This window comes from Paenisporosarcina sp. P5_A11, from assembly GCF_056400705.1.
In genome coordinates this window covers 1-928 of the sequence record NZ_JBFUKT010000369.1, presented here as the reverse complement: position 1 = coordinate 928, position 928 = coordinate 1, and the positions used below count along the sequence as shown (strand labels likewise).

Sequence of the window (928 nt, the reverse complement as noted above, 5' to 3'; positions counted from 1 at the left end):
GCTACTCAGGGAATCGATTTTTCTTTCTCTTCCTCCAGGTACTTAGATGTTTCAGTTCCCTGGGTGTGCCACGGATACGCTATGTATTCACGTAAACGTACTGCTCGATTAAAAACAGTGGGTTTCCCCATTCGGAAATCTCCGGATCAAAGCTTACTTACAGCTCCCCGAAGCATATCGGTGTTAGTACCGTCCTTCATCGGCTCCTAGTGCCAAGGCATTCACCGTGCGCCCTTATTAACTTAACCGGTTTCGGCTTCCAATCTGCGRCRTATTGCGTTGTCAACTTCAGTCGTTCAGATCCTCACGTACGTAAGTACGCTCCGGTCTTCACTTCCTCGTTTCCTAGCACTACTTGCAGCTTGAAACCCTCWAATCAGTTATTAATAAGATTGAACTTATTAAAAATGAATTACTTGAATGTTTGTTGCTTTCAATGTCGTTTTATCCAGTTTTCAAAGAACAAAAAACAYTCCATAAGGAGATGTTTGGTGGAGCCTAGCGGGATCGAACCGCTGACCTCCTGCGTGCAAGGCAGGCGCTCTCCCAGCTGAGCTAAGGCCCCTAAGAAGAATGGTGGGCCTAAATGGACTCGAACCATCGACCTCACGCTTATCAGGCGTGCGCTCTAACCAGCTGAGCTATAGGCCCTCTTAGGAAATTCATATAATAAAWATATATGAACCTTCAAAACTGAACGCAAAACGTCAACTTATAGACCCAAGGTCTATATTCCGTAATTATCCTTAGAAAGGAGGTGATCCAGCCGCACCTTCCGATACGGCTACCTTGTTACGACTTCACCCCAATCATCTGTCCCACCTTCGGCGGCTGGCTCCTGTAAAGGTTACCTCACCGACTTCGGGTGTTACAAACTCTCGTGGTGTGACGGGCGGTGTGTACAAGGCCCGGGAACGTATTCACCGTG

2 tRNA genes and 2 rRNA genes are annotated in these 928 nt (G+C 47.3%); all 4 read right to left on the bottom strand.

Going from position 1 to position 928, the window contains the following annotated elements:
- Positions 1-248, bottom strand: a 23S ribosomal RNA gene (locus AC1DOS_RS20330); the annotation flags it as partial.
- A gap of 241 nt (positions 249-489) precedes the next feature.
- Positions 490-565: transfer RNA gene (locus AC1DOS_RS20325), tRNA-Ala, on the bottom strand.
- A 9-nt stretch (positions 566-574) separates the two neighbouring features.
- Positions 575-651 (bottom strand) — tRNA-Ile (locus tag AC1DOS_RS20320).
- 99 nt (positions 652-750) lie between these two features.
- Positions 751-928 (bottom strand): 16S ribosomal RNA (locus AC1DOS_RS20315); the annotation flags it as partial.